This window comes from Thalassospira sp. TSL5-1 (assembly GCF_001907695.1).
Taxonomy (GTDB): Bacteria; Pseudomonadota; Alphaproteobacteria; order Rhodospirillales; family Thalassospiraceae; genus Thalassospira.
This window is the reverse complement of the sequence record NZ_KV880637.1, coordinates 1,610,139-1,628,821: the sequence shown is the minus strand read 5'-3', so window position 1 is coordinate 1,628,821 and position 18,683 is coordinate 1,610,139. Positions and strand designations below refer to the sequence as shown.

General features: G+C 53.1%; 20 protein-coding genes and 1 riboswitch. Of the genes, 2 read left to right on the top strand and 18 right to left on the bottom strand.

The annotated features are described in order from the left end of the window. Positions 1-33 precede the first annotated feature (33 nt). From LF95_RS07650 to argS, 14 genes are all read right to left on the bottom strand, one after another. Positions 34-1,170 carry a peptidoglycan DD-metalloendopeptidase family protein gene (locus LF95_RS07650; RefSeq protein ID WP_252509692.1) on the bottom strand — a complete coding sequence of 379 codons (1,137 nt, stop codon included), beginning with the start codon at positions 1,168-1,170 and terminating at the stop codon, positions 34-36. A 70-nt stretch (positions 1,171-1,240) separates the two neighbouring features. Further along, positions 1,241-1,879 (bottom strand): protein-L-isoaspartate(D-aspartate) O-methyltransferase, encoded by a 639-nt coding sequence (locus LF95_RS07645; RefSeq protein ID WP_073954920.1) that lies wholly within the window; start codon positions 1,877-1,879, stop codon positions 1,241-1,243. 11 nt (positions 1,880-1,890) lie between these two features. After that, a complete protein-coding gene (gene surE / locus LF95_RS07640) occupies positions 1,891-2,658 on the bottom strand; it encodes a 5'/3'-nucleotidase SurE (RefSeq protein WP_073954382.1) in 768 nt (255 codons plus the stop codon). Between the two features lie 9 nt (positions 2,659-2,667). Continuing rightward, the gene (gene serS, locus LF95_RS07635) at positions 2,668-3,945 is read right to left on the bottom strand and encodes a serine--tRNA ligase (protein ID WP_073954381.1); all 1,278 of its coding nucleotides are present in this window, start codon (positions 3,943-3,945) and stop codon (positions 2,668-2,670) included. Between the two features lie 101 nt (positions 3,946-4,046). Further along, positions 4,047-5,021, bottom strand: coding sequence for a twin-arginine translocase subunit TatC (gene tatC / locus LF95_RS07630; protein WP_168173685.1), 975 nt, complete (start codon positions 5,019-5,021; stop codon positions 4,047-4,049). 8 nt (positions 5,022-5,029) lie between these two features. Next, the gene (tatB, locus tag LF95_RS07625; protein ID WP_073954379.1) at positions 5,030-5,503 is read right to left on the bottom strand and encodes a Sec-independent protein translocase protein TatB; all 474 of its coding nucleotides are present in this window, start codon (positions 5,501-5,503) and stop codon (positions 5,030-5,032) included. A 41-nt stretch (positions 5,504-5,544) separates the two neighbouring features. Further along, positions 5,545-5,766, bottom strand: a complete 222-nt coding sequence (locus tag LF95_RS07620) for a Sec-independent protein translocase subunit TatA/TatB (protein WP_073954378.1) — start codon at positions 5,764-5,766, stop codon at positions 5,545-5,547. Between the two features lie 113 nt (positions 5,767-5,879). Beyond that, positions 5,880-6,923 carry an ABC transporter ATP-binding protein gene (locus tag LF95_RS07615; protein ID WP_073954377.1) on the bottom strand — a complete coding sequence of 348 codons (1,044 nt, stop codon included), beginning with the start codon at positions 6,921-6,923 and terminating at the stop codon, positions 5,880-5,882. A gap of 141 nt (positions 6,924-7,064) precedes the next feature. Then, positions 7,065-7,820, bottom strand: a complete 756-nt coding sequence (gene scpB / locus LF95_RS07610) for an SMC-Scp complex subunit ScpB (protein WP_143181965.1) — start codon at positions 7,818-7,820, stop codon at positions 7,065-7,067. Next, positions 7,807-8,790, bottom strand: a complete 984-nt coding sequence (locus LF95_RS07605) for a segregation and condensation protein A (RefSeq protein WP_083607557.1) — start codon at positions 8,788-8,790, stop codon at positions 7,807-7,809. Before LF95_RS07605 ends, scpB begins: the two co-directional genes overlap by 14 nt. A 38-nt stretch (positions 8,791-8,828) precedes the next feature. Continuing rightward, entirely contained in the window at positions 8,829-9,512 is a 684-nt protein-coding gene (locus LF95_RS07600) for a site-2 protease family protein (protein ID WP_083607556.1), read from the bottom strand. Further along, positions 9,509-10,582: a beta-N-acetylhexosaminidase gene (gene nagZ, locus LF95_RS07595; RefSeq protein WP_252509691.1), complete on the bottom strand. Its 1,074-nt coding sequence runs from the start codon at positions 10,580-10,582 to the stop codon at positions 9,509-9,511. The genes LF95_RS07600 and nagZ overlap by 4 nt, the downstream gene beginning before the upstream one ends. After that, positions 10,569-11,420: an SPOR domain-containing protein gene (locus tag LF95_RS07590; protein WP_073954374.1), complete on the bottom strand. Its 852-nt coding sequence runs from the start codon at positions 11,418-11,420 to the stop codon at positions 10,569-10,571. The genes nagZ and LF95_RS07590 overlap by 14 nt, the downstream gene beginning before the upstream one ends. Before the next feature lie 2 nt (positions 11,421-11,422). Beyond that, positions 11,423-13,174: an arginine--tRNA ligase gene (gene argS, locus LF95_RS07585; RefSeq protein ID WP_073954373.1), complete on the bottom strand. Its 1,752-nt coding sequence runs from the start codon at positions 13,172-13,174 to the stop codon at positions 11,423-11,425. A 244-nt stretch (positions 13,175-13,418) separates the two neighbouring features. Here argS and erpA point away from each other — a divergent pair, with 244 nt between their 5' ends. Continuing rightward, positions 13,419-13,760, top strand: a complete 342-nt coding sequence (gene erpA / locus LF95_RS07580; protein ID WP_073954372.1) for an iron-sulfur cluster insertion protein ErpA — start codon at positions 13,419-13,421, stop codon at positions 13,758-13,760. A 95-nt stretch (positions 13,761-13,855) separates the two neighbouring features. Next, complete coding sequence (xth, locus tag LF95_RS07575; protein ID WP_073954371.1) at positions 13,856-14,635, top strand: exodeoxyribonuclease III; 780 nt, start codon at positions 13,856-13,858, stop codon at positions 14,633-14,635. An 89-nt stretch (positions 14,636-14,724) separates the two neighbouring features. On the opposite strand, the gene ribB is transcribed toward xth, so the two are convergent. The 4 genes from ribB to LF95_RS07555 all read right to left on the bottom strand — a co-directional run bounded on the left by ribB (position 14,725) and on the right by LF95_RS07555 (position 18,654). Then, positions 14,725-15,393 carry a 3,4-dihydroxy-2-butanone-4-phosphate synthase gene (ribB, locus tag LF95_RS07570; protein ID WP_073954370.1) on the bottom strand — a complete coding sequence of 223 codons (669 nt, stop codon included), beginning with the start codon at positions 15,391-15,393 and terminating at the stop codon, positions 14,725-14,727. 147 nt (positions 15,394-15,540) lie between these two features. Further along, positions 15,541-15,688, bottom strand: a riboswitch (FMN riboswitch). Positions 15,689-15,839: 151 nt separating this feature from the next. Continuing rightward, positions 15,840-17,120, bottom strand: a complete 1,281-nt coding sequence (locus tag LF95_RS07565) for an EAL domain-containing protein (protein ID WP_073954369.1) — start codon at positions 17,118-17,120, stop codon at positions 15,840-15,842. Between the two features lie 47 nt (positions 17,121-17,167). After that, positions 17,168-18,022, bottom strand: coding sequence for an aminotransferase class IV (locus LF95_RS07560; protein WP_073954368.1), 855 nt, complete (start codon positions 18,020-18,022; stop codon positions 17,168-17,170). Continuing rightward, complete coding sequence (locus tag LF95_RS07555) at positions 18,022-18,654, bottom strand: anthranilate synthase component II (RefSeq protein WP_073954367.1); 633 nt, start codon at positions 18,652-18,654, stop codon at positions 18,022-18,024. The genes LF95_RS07560 and LF95_RS07555 overlap by 1 nt, the downstream gene beginning before the upstream one ends. Between the last annotated feature and the right edge of the window lie 29 nt (positions 18,655-18,683).

Below are 18,683 nucleotides of genomic sequence, written 5' to 3'. Positions count from 1 at the left end.
GGCCTGATCATATTCAGGCCGGTTTGTTGACTGTTAACGCGAAGCCACGGCTTGAGGCAGATATTTTACCGGATCGCGCGATTTGCGCCCTTGGCGAATTTCAAAATGAAGCTGTGGCCGGTTCACCGCCCCGGTAGAGCCGACAGAGGAAATTTGCTGCCCCCGCCTGACAATATCACCGCGCGCCACTAGCGGATTTTCAGTATGGGCATAGGCCGAGACATAACCGTCGGCATGCTTGATCAATATCAGATTGCCAAAACCGCGCAGTTCATTGCCAACATAGGTCACAACACCATTATCCGTTGCCATAATGGCCGTGCCACGTTCGGCAGCAATGTTAATGCCGTCATTAAACAGCCCGCCTGGTCCTGCACCATAACCCAGCACAACCTTGCCCTGCACCGGCCAGATAAAGCCCTGGCGACCGGCTGGCACAATATCATCAACATTGACTTTTGATGGCCGCGGTACCGCACGCGACGCAACAGTGCTTGCGCCCTCACCGCTATTGGAAGCCGTGTTCTTTGTTGACTCATGCCAGTTATTGGCCGAAGCAAACTGCCGTTCGGCCTTTGCTGCCATATCCTGCGGTTTAATCCCAGGAACAGGCAATCGTGCGCCAGCAATAACTTTGCTTTTGGATGCGGTAATATCCGTAACCGGGCTGAGATCCGATTGTGCCGAAGAATCGTCAGGCGATTCCCCGCTCCGCGCGGGTGAAGCCAACGGTGACGACGTGATTTCAACTGATTGGGACCGCCCCGCAATAACAACATTTTTCCGACCCGACGACCGGGACCGGGATTGCGCCACAGCCGTTTCCGGCGGGCTGCTGTCATAATCGGCCTGCCAGGGCGGTAAAACCAGCCGCTGGCCGGGGTAAATCACGTAAGGTGCGCTAAGATTGTTTCTGGCAGCAAACTTGCGAAAGTCGGCATGATACCGTTCGGCCAGCAACGAAACGCTGTCCCCGCGCTTAACAGTAATGACACGTTCCCCATTGCGCAGATCCGGCATGGCCGAAAGCGAATAATTGGAGCCATCGCCATAAACGACCGGAACGGGCTTGGAATTAAGCAAACACCCACCAAGGGCTGCTGCTGTCCCGCAGACAAACAGCAACGTCCGGACATTATGAACGACGCGTTTGACATAATTTTTCATCATGTCGCAGATTTTCCCGCATCACCGGTTAACAATCGGTAACGAGATTGAAATTTTCACAAAATACGGGATTTTAAAATTCTTCGGTACCAGCCAGCATGGGCACAAAACGCACCGGCATCAGTTCCGTTACATCAATACCGGTCGGGGTGCGCATCACACGCAACAAAATCTGGGTGTGGGAAACCTCGCCGACCGGAACCACCATAATGCCACCAATAGCCAGCTGATCGACCAGAACCGGCGGCACATCCTGGGCAGATGCCGTAACGATGATACGGTCAAAAGGCGCCTGCGCCTTCCAGCCCAGCCCGCCATCGGCATGCAGGGTTGAAATGGTATGAAGCCCCAACGTGCGAAACCGTTCTTCAGCCTCGCGCAGCAGCGGTTTGTGGCGTTCCAGGGTGTACACACGACGGGCAAGGCGGGCCAGGATGGCCGCCTGATAGCCTGAACCCGTACCAACCTCCAGCACCTTCATGCGGTCATTTAACTGAAGCGCCTGGGTCATCAGGGCAACGATATAGGGTTGGGAAATGGTTTGCCCCTTGCTGATGGGCAAAGCAACATTTTCCCAGGCGCGGCTGGCAAAGGGCGGTGCAACAAACAATTCGCGTGGAATATCTGCCAAAGCACTTAAAACGGCTTCGTCATGAATGCCGTCCTGGCGCAGAATGCCAAGCAGGACTTCAATTTCGGCTGTACGGGCAATGGCAGACGTACTCACTGAAATGCCTTTGTCAGTTTTTCGAGGGTCACATTATCGGTAAAATCAAGGCCGATGGGCGTAACAGAAATATCGCCCTTTTCGATCACATGTAAATCAGCGTTTTCATTTTCGGGCAATTCCGAACGAATGGCCCCCACCCAATAATAGGGTTCGCCGTGCGGGTCCAGACGTTGGGCAACATGATCGCCAATTTTGCGCTGCCCCTGTCGGGTGATGCGAATTTTGGCACCCCCCTCGCGTTCCTTTTCTGGAAAATTCACATTCATCAGAACGTTACGCGGCCACCCTTGTGTAACAAGTGAAGAAACCACGTTGGTCAAATGGGCCCTGGCAATTTCCCAATCGACCATTTTTTGGGTGAAATATTGTGAAAAGGCCATAGCGGGAACATTCAGCAATGCGGATTCCATTGCTGCGGCAACCGTACCCGAATAGGTCACATCTTCGCCAAGATTGCCGCCGCGATTAATGCCGGAAAAAACAATATCCGGGGGTGTTTCGCGCATGATCACCTGCAGGGCAAGCAAAACGCAATCCGTCGGTGTGCCATCAACAGCGTAATGGCGATCATCACGCTGATGAATGCGCAACGGGCGACGCAGGGTAAGCGAATGCCCTGCGCCACTTTGCTCAATCGACGGTGCCACAACCCACACATCATCTGAAAATTGCCGGGCCAGACTTTCAAGCAGTTTGATACCCGGTGCATCGATGCCATCATCATTGCAAATCAGAATGCGGGCCTTGTGCAGATCGATCATCGAGAAACCTTACTTCGTCGCGGAAATTTCAGTCAGCCCGCCCATATAAGGCAACAATGCTTCGGGAACCTTAATGGAGCCATCAGCCTGCTGATAATTTTCCATGACGGCAATTAAACACCGCCCGACAGCCAGCCCCGACCCATTCAGGGTATGGACAAAACGGCTTTTCTTGTCGCCCTGGCCACGGCAACGCGCATTCATGCGACGTGCCTGAAATTCACCAGTATTCGAACACGAGGAAATTTCGCGATACCGTCCCTGCCCCGGCAGCCAGACTTCGATGTCATAGGTTTTCATGGCCGAAAAACCAGTATCGCCCGAACACAACAAAATCGTGCGATATGGCAGGCCAAGGCGCTCAAGCACTTCTTCGGCGCATTTGGTTTTGCGTTCCAGTTCGGCATCCGATTGATCGGGATCGACAATCGACACCATTTCCACCTTGGAAAACTGATGCTGACGGATCATGCCGCGGGTATCACGCCCGGCCGAGCCTGCCTCGGAGCGGAAACACTGTGTTAGTGCGGTATAACGCAACGGCAGACTTGCCACATCGATAATATCGCCTGCCACCTGGTTGGTCAGGGTGACTTCCGAGGTCGGAATCAGCCACATGTCATTGGTGGTTTTAAAGGAATCTTCGGCAAATTTTGGCAACTGACCTGTACCAAACATGGCGTCGTCCTTCACCAGCATCGGCGTGGTGGTTTCCTCATAGCCATGCTCATTAACATGCAGGTCAATCATGAACTGTGCCAGTGCCCGCTCAAGGCGCGCCAGTTGGCCCCGCAAAATCACAAAGCGCGATCCCGATAATTTCGCAGCCGTGGCAAAATCCATCATGCCAAGCTTTTCGCCAAGGTCGAAATGTTCGGCCGGGGTAAAGGCAAATTCGGCCGGTGTGCCCCAGCGACGCATTTCAACATTCTCGTCTTCATCTGCCCCCTTGGGCACCGACGCATCAAGAATATTGGGGAAAGACATCAACAAAAGATCAAGCTGATCATTCAACGCAGCCTGGCCATCTTCGGCGGCCTTGATGCGATCCTTAAGACCACCCATTTCAGCCATCAGTTCGTCGGCATTTTCTCCGTTCTTTTTTGCCTTGCCGATGTCACCGGAAATGGTTTTGCGGCGTGCGAGCAATTCCTGATGTTCGGTCATCAGCCGGCGCCGTTCGGCATCAATATCAATCAGGCGTGCCGCTGTAATATCGGCATTGCGCATGCTCATGGCTGCGTCAAATGCCTCGGGATTTTCACGAATCCATTTTATGTCGTGCATGAAACCGCACCTTATTTGTCTGAATTTTTCGGGCTGCTTATACGACGGGGTGAACCGTTGGTCCACCCCGCCAAGCATTTCTTGTATTTTGCGAGGTCTAATTACCGGGCATTATTGAAATCATCTTCGTCATCATCCCCCGACATTCGGGAAGCAGACGAATCTGACTGCTTTTTGGCATTGGACGATGTTTCATCGCTAGCGTCGCGTGAGGAGGAACCATCCATATTGCCAGCCGACGCCGCAGCAGCAGACTGCGCATTCACATCATCCTCACTATGATCCTGCGCGCCCTCATCGTCCAGATCATCCTCTTCCATGCTTGCTGCGCGCTTGCGCTCGCTCATACGGGCCATGATGATGGAGATTTCATAAAGCAGCATAATTGGCACCGCGAGACCGATCTGCGAAATCAGGTCAGGCGGCGTCATGATAGCGGCAGCAATGAATGTAATAACAACGGCGTATTTGCGTTTTTTCGCCAGCCCCTGTGCTGTGACCAAACCGGCACGCGCCATCAGGGTAAGCAGAACCGGTAACTGGAAACTAAGGCCAAAAGCAAAAATCAGCTTCATCACCAGCGAGAGATATTCCCCCACCTTGGCTTCAAGCTGAATGGCCAGGCCCGTCTGGCTACCTGTTGATTCAAAGCTGAGGAAGAACTTCCAGGCCAGCGGCATAATGAAATAATAAACCATCGCCCCGCCCAGAAAAAACAGGATGGGGGTGGCAAACAGAAACGGATAAAATGCCTTGCGTTCGTTTTTATAAAGCCCTGGTGCGACAAACGCCCATATCTGGCCCAACACAACCGGCGTCGAGATGAAACAGGCCGCAAAAAACGAAACCTTGACGTAAGTGAAAAAAACTTCCGTCAAGGCGGTATAAATCATCCGTCGGTCACTGCCCGGTCCCATCGCCTGAGCCAGGGGACGCACCAGAAAACCATATATATCTTCGACGAAATAATAGCAGATGCCAAACGTCACAAAGAGTGCCAGCACCGACCAGGTCAGGCGATTCCGCAACTCTATCAGATGCTCCATGATCGGCATCTGCGGGTCTTGAAGCTGCATATTCACGCCTATTTCTCCGGCTGGGTCCGGACGGTTGCCGGTTCAGGTTGATCTTTGGGTTTATCTTGCGCGCCATCTCCGGCTTCTGTCGCGGGCTGTGCCGCCGCATCTGACGACGGCTTTTCCGGTGTCGCCGTTTTATCAGAATCAGATTTTGCCGGGATTTTCGCATCCGCCGGAACCGACGGAGTATCTGCCTTTTTTTCAGCAGATGAAGCGGACTTGCTGTCAGCACCACCAATCTGCTTTTCCAGAAATTCGGTGGCACTGGTATTAACGCTACTGGCCTGCTTGCGCAGTTCGTCAAGCTCGGCCTCTCGGATCAAGCTGTCGATACCACCCTGGAATTCGCGCGCCATACCGCGCACTTTTTTCCAGTAATGAGCCATTTTATAGAGAACATGGGGCAGATCCTTGGGGCCGACGACAAAAAGCGCGACGACGGCCACAAGTGCCATTTCGGTCCAACCGATATCAAACATGAAAAGCGCCTATTAGAGCAAGGCCAGTCAGACAGACGGGATCAGGACTTAACCGAGTCCTGGTCTTTGCTTTCGTTAGAAACGGAAGCGGAGCTATTATTGCTGATTTTGCCGGATTCATCATCGTCTTTTTCGTTGATACCGGCTTTAAAGCTACGAATACCCTTGCCCATATCTCCCATGACACGCGGCAGCTTGCCCGCACCAAAAATAATCAGAACGATGGCCAGGATCAGAACAATTTGCCAGACGCCGATACTCATAACCTTATTACTCCCAATACGGTACTCTCCCCTTAAACGGGGTAAGGGATAATGGCAGAAAGCCTGTGACCGCGCAACGCGGTGTTTGTCAATTTAACGCTTCTGCCACCTTTCTAGTCTCTAGGAAACACGAAGGTCATCTCGGGATCAAGCGTTATAGAGACCACTCCGCCTTTATCAACCACCTGCGGACGCGGGACACGGGCATGAACATGGGGCCCGTTCTGAATGGAAAGGTGCATCAAACTGACACCGCCCAGCGAACGCACGGCGTCAATATTGGCAAGCACATCCCCATCGCGGCCATGTGATCCAATGCGCAGTCCTTCAGGGCGGATCAGTACGTCAACTGCAGTTCCACTGGGCATATTTTCAACAACCACATCCCCCAACGGGGTCGATGCAACAGTCCCCTCCACCCGTGATGGAAAAACATTTACCTCCCCAAAGAATGATGCGACGAAATGGTTTTCGGGATGAAAATAAAGATCCTCGGGTGTGCCATCCTGCATCACCTGCCCTTCATTCATCACAATAATGCGATCACCCATATACATGGCCTCTTCCGGGTCATGTGTGACCATTACAGTGGCAATACCGGCATTTTTCAAAACATGCAGCGTCGTGTCGCGTAGCTCCGCCCGGCGCGCAACATCCAGCCCGGAAAAGGGCTCGTCCAGCAACATCACGCGGGGCACCGGAGCCAAAGCACGGGCCAGCGCAATACGCTGCTGCTGCCCGCCAGACAATTGATGAGGAAAGGCGTTAACGTAATCCGCCATACCGACCCGCTCCAGCGCGTTGATAACGGCCTGCTGGCGTTGCGCATTTCCCATATGGCGCAAGCCGAAGCCGATATTTCCCGCTACATCAAGATGCGGAAACAGCGCATAATCCTGAAAAACCAGCCCGACGCCCCGCTTTTCGGGTTCCAGATATTGGCCGGCGGACGCCACAACCTCGTCATGGATTAAAACCGTGCCGGTCTGCAACCGCTCCAGCCCCGCTGCAATGCGCAGGGCCGTGGTTTTACCGCAACCTGATGGCCCCAGCAGGCATACCAGTTCCCCCGGTTCAACATCAAAATTGATGTCGCGCAGGACCCGGCTGCTGCCAAATTCGTGACTGACATTTCTAAGGCTCAGGCCAACCGGCATTATACACCCTTTTGCGATTCTATCGGACAGCGCATCACGGCCTAATACAGTAATGCGAATGAAATTCAATTACGGCTTCAGGTTTAACGGCATGATCCGTGGCATGCAATAGTTTGCCGAGCAGACCATAATGACACACTGTCAGGACTCCAGATCATCACCGGGCAAAGAATCCGCATAAATCTCGGCATCCAGCTCGGCCAGGTTCCGGCTGGTAAGCGCCTCTTCCACGGCGGATTCCGTGCTCGCCGGGTCATCCTCGGGCTCGGGAAGCAGGCTGTCTTCGCCCGAACTGGCCCCGTAACGGCCCATGCCAGGCCGGCTATCGAGCAAACCAGCGGCCTTGAGATCCGAGAGCCCTGGCAGGTCATCACGATTTTGCAAGCCAAAATGATCGAGGAATTCATCCGTCGTAGCCCATAAAACCGGGCGCCCCGGGACACGCTTGCGCCCACGCGGACGAATCCATTTTGCTTCAAGCAAAATATCAAGTGTCCCCTTGGACAGGGCAACACCACGAATTTCTTCGATTTCCGAACGGGTTACGGGTTCATGATAGGCAATGATCGCCAGTGTCTCCAGCGTCGCGCGCGTCATCTTTTTGGACTTTTCGACCTCAACATGAAGGTCCCCGGCAAGATCAAGGGCGGTCCGAAAGGCCCATTTCTCGCCAACATGCACCAGATTGATCCCACGTTCAGCATAGGTTTCCTGTAATTCCGCCAGAATCTCGCCAATGTTGGCATCCTCAGGCAATCGCGCGGCAAGCAGCTTTTCGCTCAGGGGCTCGCTTGAGGCAAACAACACAGCTTCGATGATGCGCAAATGCTGCAAATCAATGGCAGGTTTCTGGTTCATGCCATCCATTTCAAGCTGTTGGGTGCTATCCGCGCTCATCATCGTCCCCGTTGCGTTCAATTACGTCGTCTTCGTCCCAATCCCCGGATGGATCATCATCGATCACATCTTCCGGCAGCCCGCCCTGCCCGTCCGTTAACGTATTCTCGTCGTCAGCACTGTCACCCTCATACCGGCCCCCGTCGGCATCCCGCCTTTTTTGCGGTGATCGCAGCATGATTGGCCCAAAAACCTTCTCCTGCGAAATCTCAAGTTCGCCATCGCGGCACATTTCAAGGCTGGCAACAAAATGGGCCGCAAGGGCCGAACGTGCTTTTAAAGGCGTTCCCAGGCCGCGTGGCATAAATTGCAGCAACAATGTCCATTGCGGTACAATCCGCCGTCCAAACAGGTCACGCAGGCGGCGAATGGCATCATCCATCGCATAAAGGTCAAATGCCTCGATTTCGAGGGTTTTGGCCTCGGCGGTCAGCATGATCTGGGCATAGGCTTTCAAAAGGTCATAAAGCGACGCATCGTAAACCGATGATGTCGTAATCTTCATTTCCTCGGGCGCGCCACGGGCAAAAAAATCACGGCCCAGATTGGGGCCTTCCAATAGCTTTGCCCCGGCGGCTTTCATCGCTTCGAGACGGCGCAACTGAAAGGCCAAAAGTTCGGCCATTTCTTCAGCACTCAGTTCTTCCTCGTCGTCATCCTGTTTGGGCAACAGCAAACGGGATTTCAGATAGGCCAGCCATGCCGCCATGACCAGATAATCCGCCGCCAGTTCAAGGCGCATTTCCTGGGCGCGGCTGATAAATTGTAAAAACTGTTCGGCCAGATCAAGGATCGATATACGAATAATATCAACCTTCTGATCTCGGGCCAGTTCCAGCAGAACGTCGATCGGCCCTTCAAAACCGTCCAGATCCAGCACAAGACGATCCGCCAGACTGCCCCCGTCAACGGGGGCAACATCAAAAGCTTCGTCACTGATATTTGCTTCTGGTGAAACGGGTTCGGCCATTCAACTCTCGTGTAACGGCAATAAAATGGATCGCATGATCAGGTAATGATATTGGCCAGAAAATTGATCAACGCCGAAGCCGGTTCGATGACAAGCCACTGAAAAATCGGCAAATCAATACCAAATTGGGCGGTGGCATAAGGCAACAGAAATACCAGCGCAATCAGAAGAACCATGCCTGCTTTTTCCATCCGCATCAAGACACGGGCCATCGGGGCGGGTGAAATGGCAGTTAACACGCGCCCGCCATCCAAAGGCGGAATGGGCAACATGTTGAAAACGGCCAAGACGCAATTGAGTGCCACCGAATTTTGCAACGTGCGGCCTAGCCAGTCATTCACAACCGGCGAAAACGACGGCAGCCAGGCCAACAGCATGATCGAAATAATCGCCAAAACGATATTGATTGCCGGTCCGGCAATGGCCACACCAATAATGCCCAGGCGTTGCGGGCTCAGTCGATGAAAGGCCACCGGAACAGGCTTGGCATAACCAAACAGAAACGGCGCACCTGTCAAAAGCAAAAGACCGGGAATAACAATTGTTCCCACCGGGTCAATATGGCGGATCGGATTAAGGCTCAGACGCCCGGCACGCTGGGCTGTGTCGTCACCAAACGCCTTGGCAGCAAAACCATGCGCAGCCTCGTGAAATGTCACAGCAAACAACACCGGCAAAACCCAAGTGGTTGCCGAAACAATCATTTCAAAGACGTGGTTCAAGCACCTTCTCCTTGTGCCGGGGCCCAGACAGGGGCAAGCAACTGAGCAAGACGCGCATTCCAGTCCGCCAATACCGGGCGGGCGGGCACGTCCCCTTTCAGTGAAGATATACGGTTGGTCACAGCCAATGCACGTTCCAGAGCCACACCATCAAGTGCGGGCGACATGGAAACAATCTGTTCCAGTTCCGTGCGTTTGCCATTGCAATGAAGCGCAATATCACATCCTGCGGCCAGGCATTCATGCGTCCGGCTGGCAATGGACCCTCCAAGGGCCTCCATCGACAAATCATCGCTGATCAGCAGGTTTTCAAAGCCAATATCGCCGCGAATAACATCCCGAATCACCGTTGGTGACACCGTTGCAGGACGCTGATCATCAATCGCAGTAAACAGAATATGTGCCGACATTCCCGCCAAAATATCCTTCATCTGGCGGAACGGTTCAAAATCATTGACCGAAAGGCTGCTTTTAGAAGCCGTCACCACCGGCAAATCCTTGTGGCTATCAACGGCGGCACGCCCGTGGCCCGGAATATGCTTGATCACGGGAATAATCCCGCCATCAAGCAAACCCGCGGAAACGGCACTGGCAAGGGCGACAACATTGGCAACTTCGCTGCCATAGGAACGATCGCCGACAACATCGCTCATGCCCGGGAAATAAAGATCCAGCACAGGGGCGCAAACAACCGAAATGCCAACATCCACCAGATCGGCAGCCAGCAGGCGCGCATTCAGATAGGCCGCCTCGCGGGCATCTTCGGGCCGTTGCTCATATAACTGTCCAAATACGCCCGCAGCGGGCATTTTGCGCCAATGCGGCGGCTTTAACCGCGCAACACGCCCGCCCTCCTGATCGACCAGAATGGGCAAATTGCTGCGCCCGGTCATGTCGCGCAATTCCATGGTCAGCCGTTTCAGCTGGTCAGGGTCGACCACATTGCGCGCGAATAGGATGAAACCATACGGATCTGCCTCGCGAAAAAAACCTTTTTCCCAATTACTTAATGCCGTTCCTTCAAGTCCAAGGATACAGGCTTTGGGTCGCTTTAACTCAAGGCCGGACACTGAGGCACCCCACATTACGTTGTTTCAGTTCAGAACAGATTTTATCGGCTGCCGCCCGACCATCCAGTGGCCCCGCCTGCAACCGATAGAAAATACCTTTGTCGCCCAAATCGACTTTCTGGACAAACATCTTAAGATTACTCAGTAAATCTTTGTTCTCGGAAGATATTTTATTCCATGCCACACTGGCTTGCCCCTGCTCGCGAAAGGAAGCCATCTGGATACGAAATTCCCCTTCAGATCCAGCATCAACCGTAGCCGGAACGCCAGCACCATCTGCTTTTACACCCGGCGTGCCTGTTGAAGTTTGCGGGTTGGACGTTACAGGAACCGTTGGCTTTACCGGCGTCGTGGCGGCCTGTTTTTGCGGGTCCGTTGCCGGTTCCCCACTTTCAGGGCCATTCATATCCGTGCCAGCGGAAATGTCCATTTCACCACCAACAATTTTGCGCGCATCAGGTGGCGGCCCCAGTTCGGATGCCTCGGGTGCCCGTGGCATATCGGGAATGGGTTCAATGACAACGGCAACATCCCCGCCGCTATCATCAAGTTCCTGATAAATGGTGGTATCACGATGGGGCACTTCCATGCCGCCAGGATTGTCTGGCCGAACCTTGACCGGTCCGCCTTCCGGCATCAGGACAGGAAGGTCGCCTTCCTGCATGACATGCTGGCCATGACCATAAAACCACCAGGCCCCAAAACCAATACCACCCCCAATAACGGCAATACCCAGGATCACAGTCGCGGCACCCCGTTTCCATCCACTCCCGCCCGGTGTTCCCGGCGGTGTGCGGCGGTTTTCGGCGTATAATCCGCGGCTGTGATCCCCGGACATGCTTACATCTCCTCGAGCGGGCTAACACCAACAACGGCCAGACCCGATGCAATCACCAGGGCGACCGCACGAATCATCGCCAGCCGGGCCTGGGTTGCGGCAAGGTCATCAGCCTTGATAAAACGCAGTTCGGTGTTATCGCGGCCCCGGTTCCACAGGGAATGGAAATCTGCTGCCACTTCGCCAAGGAAAAAGGCAATACGATGCGGTTCATGCGCGGTTGCTGCCTGCTCGATGATACGCGGCCATTCGGCAACGCGACGCACCAAGCGCATTTCTTCTTCCGAATTCAGCACCGAAAGATCACATCCAGCCAGGGCTGCATCGGAAAAATTGACATTGGTAAAGGCTTCGCGCGCCTGACGGAATACCGAGCTGATCCGGGCATGAGCATATTGCACATAAAAGACCGGGTTGTCTTTTGACTGCTCTGTCACTTTGGCAAAATCAAAATCCAGCGTCGCATCATTTTTGCGCGTCAGCATGATGAAACGGACAACATCCTTGCCAACCGTTTCAACCACCTCTTTCAGGGTGACAAACGTGCCGGAACGTTTTGACATCTTAACCGGTTCGCCGTTGTCAAAAAGGTTCACCAACTGGCAAAGTTTGACATCAAGTTCGCCTTTGCCATTGGTGATGGCCTTGGTGGCGGCCTTCATGCGTTTGACATATCCGCCGTGATCGGCACCAAAAATATCAATCATGGTCGCAAAACCACGTTCATATTTATCGAAATGGCAGGCAATGTCAGAGGCAAAATAAGTCCAGCTTCCGTCTGACTTTTTCAGCGGACGGTCAACATCGTCGCCAAAATCGGTTGAACGAAACAGGGTTTGCGGACGCGGTTCCCAGTCATCAGGCGTTTTGCCTTTTGGCGGCTCGAGCACACCGACATAAATATCGCCCTTACCTTCCAGATAATCAAAGGCAGACTGAACCTTGCCCGCAGCAACCAAAGCGGCTTCAGATGTGAACACGTCATGCTCGACACCAAGCTGGGCCAGATCTTCGCGGATCAGCCCCATCATTTCAGAAATGGCGAAGCCCCTGAATTCCTGTAGCCAAGCATCTTCCGGCTGATCAAGCCATTTATCCCCGTCACGCGCGGCAAGTTTCTTGCCCGGCGCCACCAGATAGTCGCCAGGATACAGGCCAGCTGGAATTTTACCAATATCCTGGCCCAATGCCTCGCGATAGCGCAAATGCAGGGAGCGGGCCAAAACATCAACCTGGGCACCGGCATCATTGACATAATATTCCTTGGTAACGTCGTACCCTGCCTTTGCCAGCAGGTTTGCCAAAACATCACCAACAACGGCCCCACGGCAGTGACCAACATGCATTGGCCCCGTCGGATTGGCAGAAACATATTCGACGTTTACACGTTCGCCCTGCCCCAGGTCGCTGTTGCCATAGGCCGTGCCGACATTCAGAACCTCGGTAATTTGCGAGAGCCAAAAATCATTTGCCATACGCAAATTGATAAAACCGGGACCGGCAATTTCAACAGCGGCAATACCGGGAACGGTGCGCAATTTTTCGGCCAGCTTTTCGGCCAGATCGCGCGGCTTCATCCCCGCAGGCTTCGCCAGCAGCATGGCGGCATTGGTTGCGGCATCCCCGTGCGACGGGTCGCGCGGCGGTTCGACCGTGATACGTGCGGTATCAATTTCGCCACTCAGGACGCCCTCGGTTTGAAGGGCGGCAATTTGCCCTTCGATATCGCTTTTCAACTGGCTGAAAACATTCATGACATTAAAGACTTTTGCGGTTGTGAGTTGTGACCAAAGGCCAACAGTCTGCCGGTGTTTTGAGCCATTTCATCGCAAAACGCAAGCAGCGGCTGCCAACAACATGGCAGCCTTGCCGATCCTGTGTTTTGACATTTGGCACAGACGCGCTAAATACAGCTTAAACACATATGTCTGAATATGGTAAAATCATGTTCAGAATGAAAATTCCCCTTCGTTGGGTTGAGCGTCAAGGAGCATGTAAATGGCGGAAGCATCCCGGCAAGTACAGATGACAGAAAGTGCCGCAACGCGGATTCAGGAACTGATCAAAAATGAAGGCAACAGCGACCTTATGCTGCGCCTTCAGGTTTCAGGCGGTGGTTGCAGCGGTTTTCAGTATGAATTCTCGCTGGATGACAAAAACGGCAGCGACGACCATGTCTTTGAAAATCACGGTGCCAAAATGGTTGTCGACGAAGTGTCGCTTGACCTGTTGGGCGGTGCCGAAATCGACTTTGTCCGTGAACTGGTGGGCGCTGCATTCCGGGTGAATAACCCCAATGCGTCGTCCTCGTGTGGCTGCGGATCAAGTTTCTCGATTTGATCGGCCGCTGTTAAAGCGTTAAATATTTTCGGGACCTGTGGTATCGCAGGTCCCGTTTTCTTTTTCGGCACTGTTTAGGCAAATTCGAGGACCCAATGAAAATCGCCACCTGGAACGTCAACTCGATCAAGGCACGCCTGCCCAATATCCTCGAATGGCTGGAAGCCGCAGCACCCGATGTTGTTTTGCTACAGGAAACCAAAACCGTGGATGACGGTTTCCCAGCAATGGAAATCGAGGATCTGGGCTATAACATCGCGGTCCACGGGCAAAAAACCTATAACGGTGTTGCCATTCTATCGAAATTCCCGATCGAGGATGTGCAGCGTGGCCTTCCCGGCAATGATGAAGATGACCAGGCACGATATATAGAAGCCGTCATTTCCGGTGAAAACCCGGTTCGGGTTGCCTCCATCTATGTGCCGATGGGCACCGAAGTCGGGTCCGAAAAATTTGCCTATAAACTAAATTTCCTCGACCGGTTGATTACCCGCTTTGACGACATTTTTGCCAGCGGTGAAGCTGCCGTGATGGGCGGCGATTATAACATCGCGCCCGATGATTCCGATGTTTACGACCCGGAAAAGCTGCACGAAAAGGTCCTGTGCTCCACCCAGGAACGCAAGCGCCTGCGTACCATGATGAATATGGGTTATACTGATGCCTTCCGCACTTTCAATGCCAGCGGCCATCAATATAGCTGGTGGGATTATCGCGCCGGTGCCTGGAACAAGGATAATGGCCTGCGCATTGACCATTTATTGCTAACGCCGGCAGCAGCAGACAGATTAAGCGCATCCGACATCGACCGCGAACCGCGCGGCAAGGAAAAGGCATCAGACCACACCCCTGTCTGGTGCATGATCGACGATTGATCGCGACTAATATCTGGCATGAACCACAAAAAGGGACAGCATAAACGCCGTCCCTTTTTCAATCATCATATTGGCCTGGCGTATAAAGCCTATTCAGCTGCTTCCTGCATAGAAAGACGATAGGCCGCAATATCTTCAATACTGATCACGACCATATCGTGCTTTTGTGCATAAGCCACCAGTTCAGGCAACCGCGCCATTGTACCATCCGGGTTGGTCACTTCGCACAGGACACCCGACGGTTTCAGGCCGGAAAGACGCATCAAATCAACCGTGGCTTCGGTATGGCCCCGGCGTTCCAGAACACCACCGGCGCGGGCGCGCAGCGGGAAAATATGCCCCGGACGGGCCAAATCATCGGCTTTTGCCCCGTCAGCGGTCGCAGCCTTGACCGTGGTAACACGGTCGGCAGCCGAAACACCGGTGGTCACACCAACCCTGGCCTCGATCGATACGGTAAAGCCCGTTCCCATGCTTGATGTATTGTTTGCCACCATTGGCGGCAAATCAAGCACCGTGGCCTGGGCATCCGTCAAACACAGGCACACAATGCCGGAACAGTCGCGAATCATCATCGCCATCTGTTCATTGGTAAGATGCTGTGCTGAAAAAATCAGATCGCCTTCATTTTCGCGATCTTCGTCATCGACAACCAGAACCCCTTTGCCCGCCTGCAAATCGGCAATGGCACGTTCCATACGGGCCATTGGATCGCCAAACAGCGACAATGTGGGTTCCTGATGAACACTCTGATTCATAACCGTCCTCCATAATAATGGCGGCTTACGAATCAGGGCACGCAAGAAAGGTCAAAGACCCGGCACAAAGCTGTACCGTCCTTTGTCGATACCCGACAAAACAGAACAATAAGGCGAAAAAATTTCCGCCCGTCCCATTTTGTCACGCTTTATCCTCTCCCATCCGGACTATTACCGTCGGCTCTGGATTTACACCAGATCTGCTAGACCCTGGCAGATGAACCGCCAGGCGCTCGCGGGCTTCCCTTTTGGGGTTACCGCCGGTCAGGAATTACACCCTGCCCTGAGAATAAGCGCCGTTTAATAACGACATACCGGCCAACATTTGACCGATAGCGCGACAGTAAAAAATCAAACCGGGCTTGGCAAGCGCAAACCTTAACAACTGCTTGTGACAGACCGGATATAAACGGAAGAAACCAAATATTTAGCCCCATTTTAGGGCATCACAAGGGGGGCAGGACTTTGCCCGCACGGAAATGGAAACTGCACCCGTTGCTTTCGGTTTCGCGCGGGGCCCACTGGCAAACGGCACAGCGGCGCTCGTTTCCTGCTGCGTGTGGAGAATTACATTCCTCAGCCAGATAAGCCCCCAACAGGGCATCGACATAACTGCCCTGAAAGGCATCCACACCAAGGCTGCGCCCCATCCGCAAGGCAGTTCGGGTGTCGCAGCGCGTCAAGATCATATTGCGGCTTCCAAGCACGGTGGCAAATTCCCGCAGACGCTGGGCAACTGTTGCGCGTTTGGAACCAATAATATTTTGATCCCAAATAACCTTAAGAAAATCGACCTTGATTTTACGCGGCGATAAAAATTCAAGTGCCGGCAGCGTGATCCGATCCAGGCCCACGCGCACGCCTGCCGATTGCAGCAATTTGCAGGCATCTTCAAATTCCCACCAGTCGGCTATAGCATTTTCCAGCGATACCTCGATGGCAAGATTACGGGCAAAACGGCTATCACCACTATCAAGGAAACTGGTAAACGCATCGGAAAAGATGGTTTGCACCTGGATGTTTAAATGAAGCACATCAGGCAAAATACGCGGGGCCAATTGCTCGGTTAAGGCCATCACCTTTTCGTCAAGCACCCGCGACAGGATTTCAATTTCACCTGGCCCCTCAAGCTGAAAGCTCGACAAGTGATTGTGGCGCAGAAAATCCAGCGAACAATATAATTCATGACCGATAATTTCGCGCTGCGTATCGCGAATTTCCAGAATGGCCTGACGGCGGCAGGAATCGTAAACTGCTTCTTTTGAAATGGCGTTCTTTAGCATATTTGCCAAATCGATTTTCTTTTTGCCAGTGGGCAGCAACGCCTTTTTTTCGTCGATGCCAAGTATGGTTTGCAAGGCGGCATCGTCATCGGGCCAGCGAAATTCATTCCACAAATTTTCGGGAAAACTTCCCAAACCCTGCCGCGATATCACCTGTTCAAGCATTGCGGAAATACTATCGACAAACGGATCTACATTACCAAAACCACGCCCTAGTCGCACAAAGGCAACCATACCATTATCCAGTTTGTATTGCTGGGTCCGCTCGGGCAGCAAACGAAACCCCTCGCGCATCAGCAAGGCGTAATCTTCGGGGTATAATCTTAAGGAAACAGGGACGTCCAGCAGGCCAACAAACAGCTTCTTGCCAGACTGGTCATTCTTTTTCAAAAACTCCAGCAAGCGGATGACTGGAATTTCCTTTAGTTTGCCGTTTTCGCCCATCGTCTCCCAACTCTCATCGTTCGGGGTGCACAAGAGCCAAATGACAATTAACCGGCACCCCTGATACTTTTTTCAAGATGTTGCGAAATCTTGTCATATGTTTTTAATCCGTGTTCGGATGGCACGATTTGTCGGCCATTCACCTCCCGGACCTCGCAAGCACCCCGTAAGGCATTACAAATAAAAACACTATCTGATCGGTAAAGTTCCGCAACAGGCAGCGGATCGTAACATATCGAGATGTGATTTCTTTGCGCCCAATCAATAGTCTCCGCCCGTGCCAAACCCGCAAATATCCCGGTTTGATGGGATGGCGTGCGCAATACGTGCCCCAAAAGGGCAAAAATATTGGCAATGGTCGTTTCACCAACAAAGCCATCCTGGGTCAAAATCAGGCTATCCCCTGCCCCTTGAACGTCCGCCTCCTGCCGTGCGACGATGTTATCTAGGTAATTCAGACTTTTAACGCGACTTGCTACCGACCAGGGATTTCGCCGTACCTGTTCCGATACAGCCAGAGAAACCGTGCTCTTACTTGCCCCCGGATCAAACGGTTTCGCGGTTATCAAAACAGCTGCATCCGTCACACCACGCGGCAAAAGGCCCTGTCCGCCCTGCCCGCGCGAGACCGTAAGACGTATCACCGCATGCGGGCTCGTGATGTCCCGGCATAACGTTGCGATAATCGCAGCCAGTTCATCTTCTTTGGGCAGATTTACAAAAAAAAGACCCAATTTATCAATTGATTGCGTTATTCTTTTTATGTGACGCGACAACCAAATTACTTTGCCTTGCGTCGCACACATGGTTTCAAAAACCCCATCCCCCAGCAAAAAACCGCGATCCTGCACCGGAAGCAAGGCATCCGTTTGCGCCAGGAATTTACCATTGAACCACAACATTAAATGACAACCTTTAGAGTCCGGGACCCGGTATCGGAATGCCCTTTTTTTGATGCGTTAAACCGATCAGCAATCGTCAAAAAGTTCTGCAACAGATCATGCCCGTGCGCGGTCAACACAGCCTCGGGATGAAACTGAACCCCGTATAAGGGCAGGCTTTTATGAGCCAGTGCCATAATCTCGCCCTCGGCACTTTGGGCCGTTATTTCCAGGGGGCAGTGATTATAAGGTAATTCAGCAATCAAGGAATGATAGCGTGTCACCGTCAGCGGATTGGGCAGCGCCTTAAACAGCCCCCTTGCCTGATGCGTAATTGGTGTCGTCTTGCCATGTAGCGGGCGTTTGGCCCGGACAATCGCCCCCCCAAATGCCTGGGCAATGACCTGATGCCCCAAACACACCCCAAGTATTGGAAATTCCGCCCCATTTTCACGCACGATATTCAGGCACTGCCCGGCCTGGTCCGGCGCACAGGGGCCCGGCGATAAAATAACAGCGGCAGGTGCCATCCGGCGAAGTATAACCGGATCAATGGCATCATTTCTGACCACCATCACCTCGCGTCCCAGCTCTCGCACATAGCGGGCCAGGTTAAAAACAAACGAATCGTAGTTATCGATCAGCAAGATCACGCGGGATGTCTTTCGTATTGCTGCATCAC

Bases quoted from the DNA above. Each gene is read 5' to 3' on its own strand.
- LF95_RS07605 (WP_083607557.1), bottom strand. From the start codon at position 8,790: ATGGCCGAACCCGTTTCACCAGAAGCAAATATCAGTGACGAAGCTTTT.
- erpA (WP_073954372.1), top strand. From the start codon at position 13,419: ATGGCGGAAGCATCCCGGCAAGTACAGATGACAGAAAGTGCCGCAACG.
- LF95_RS07650 (WP_252509692.1), bottom strand. From the start codon at position 1,170: ATGATGAAAAATTATGTCAAACGCGTCGTTCATAATGTCCGGACGTTG.
- LF95_RS07565 (WP_073954369.1), bottom strand. From the start codon at position 17,120: ATGGGCGAAAACGGCAAACTAAAGGAAATTCCAGTCATCCGCTTGCTG.
- tatC (WP_168173685.1), bottom strand. From the start codon at position 5,021: ATGCAGCTTCAAGACCCGCAGATGCCGATCATGGAGCATCTGATAGAG.
- serS (WP_073954381.1), bottom strand. From the start codon at position 3,945: ATGCACGACATAAAATGGATTCGTGAAAATCCCGAGGCATTTGACGCA.
- ribB (WP_073954370.1), bottom strand. From the start codon at position 15,393: ATGAATCAGAGTGTTCATCAGGAACCCACATTGTCGCTGTTTGGCGAT.
- xth (WP_073954371.1), top strand. From the start codon at position 13,856: ATGAAAATCGCCACCTGGAACGTCAACTCGATCAAGGCACGCCTGCCC.
- surE (WP_073954382.1), bottom strand. From the start codon at position 2,658: ATGATCGATCTGCACAAGGCCCGCATTCTGATTTGCAATGATGATGGC.
- scpB (WP_143181965.1), bottom strand. From the start codon at position 7,820: ATGAGCGCGGATAGCACCCAACAGCTTGAAATGGATGGCATGAACCAG.
- LF95_RS07615 (WP_073954377.1), bottom strand. From the start codon at position 6,923: ATGCCGGTTGGCCTGAGCCTTAGAAATGTCAGTCACGAATTTGGCAGC.
- argS (WP_073954373.1), bottom strand. From the start codon at position 13,174: ATGAATGTTTTCAGCCAGTTGAAAAGCGATATCGAAGGGCAAATTGCC.
- tatB (WP_073954379.1), bottom strand. From the start codon at position 5,503: ATGTTTGATATCGGTTGGACCGAAATGGCACTTGTGGCCGTCGTCGCG.
- LF95_RS07590 (WP_073954374.1), bottom strand. From the start codon at position 11,420: ATGTCCGGGGATCACAGCCGCGGATTATACGCCGAAAACCGCCGCACA.
- LF95_RS07620 (WP_073954378.1), bottom strand. From the start codon at position 5,766: ATGAGTATCGGCGTCTGGCAAATTGTTCTGATCCTGGCCATCGTTCTG.
- LF95_RS07560 (WP_073954368.1), bottom strand. From the start codon at position 18,022: ATGTTGTGGTTCAATGGTAAATTCCTGGCGCAAACGGATGCCTTGCTT.